This is a genomic window from Dyadobacter sp., assembly GCF_051859145.1.
In the GTDB taxonomy this organism is placed as follows: Bacteria; Bacteroidota; Bacteroidia; order Cytophagales; family Spirosomataceae; genus Dyadobacter.
The window spans coordinates 1-1,011 of the sequence record NZ_JBHYGF010000162.1; the positions used below are offsets into that span (position 1 = coordinate 1).

At 46.1% G+C, this 1,011-nt stretch carries 1 protein-coding gene and 1 pseudogene; one reads left to right on the forward strand and one right to left on the reverse strand.

All coding sequences use genetic code 11. The features are described 5' to 3' along the window. Nucleotides 1-756: MOSC domain-containing protein (locus tag ACTIE6_RS10900; RefSeq protein WP_439556661.1), on the forward strand; the 756-nt coding region annotated here is incomplete at its 5' end. A 45-nt stretch (nt 757-801) separates the two neighbouring features. On the opposite strand, the pseudogene ACTIE6_RS10905 reads toward ACTIE6_RS10900, so the two are convergent. Beyond that, nucleotides 802-1,011, reverse strand: a pseudogene (locus ACTIE6_RS10905) (acyl-ACP--UDP-N-acetylglucosamine O-acyltransferase); the annotation flags it as partial.

Consider the following 1,011-nt stretch of genomic DNA (forward strand, 5'->3'; position numbering starts at 1 on the left):
GGCGGGATCAGATTAACCGAAGCCAGGACAGAGGAACGCGGACTTGAATACGACCGCCGCTGGATGATCATTGATGAAGCCGGCAAGTTCCTGACCCAGCGCGTACTATCCAAAATGGCGCTGATCGATGTTGCATTGACGGAAACTGGCCTGAAAATCTGGAACCGGAACGAACCTGAAAATGCATTGACCGTACCCTACTTACCTGTTACACAGGAGGCAAGAACAGTTACCATTTGGGACGATGTGGTAGAAGCTGTAACCGTCAGTACCGAGGCGGATCAGTGGCTCAGCGAGCAGTTCGGCCAAAAACTCGAACTTGTTAAAATGCCTGAACAAACCGAACGTAAAGCAGATCCCCGGTATGCTAAAAACAATGAAAATGTAAGTTTCGCTGACGGATTTCCATTCCTGATCATTTCACAGGCTTCACTTAATGATTTGAATTCCCGGCTTAGCGAGCCAATTAGTATGCGGCGTTTCAGACCGAACATTGTCATTTCAGGAACTGCGCCATTTGAAGAAGATCAATGGAAAGAGATTAAAATCGGTGAATTGGAGTTCGAAATAGTTAAACCCTGCGCGCGCTGCATTCTTACAACCATTAACCCCGAAACTGCTGAAAAAGGAACTGAGCCGCTGAAAACGCTGGCGGGTTTTCGGAAGGTCAATAACAAGATCCTTTTCGGCCAGAATGCGGTGACGAGAACAACAGGTACAATCCGGGAAGGCGATGTGATATCAGTTATAAACTAAAAAAGCGCCTTTCGGCGCCTATTAAATATCTTAATTTCCAAGTCTCTAAGCTTCTGTTTCGCTGGCTCCATTCGTCTGAAACGGACTTTTCATAATTCCCCGCTCCGAAGCTTTAATGAAGTTGATCACTTCGTCGCGCTCATTTGACGGTGGCAATTCCAGCTCGATTTTCTGCAAAGCCTCTGCATTATTGAGTCCTTTCATGAAAATGTAGCGGTAGATATTCTGGATTTCCACAATCTTCTCATTGCTGTA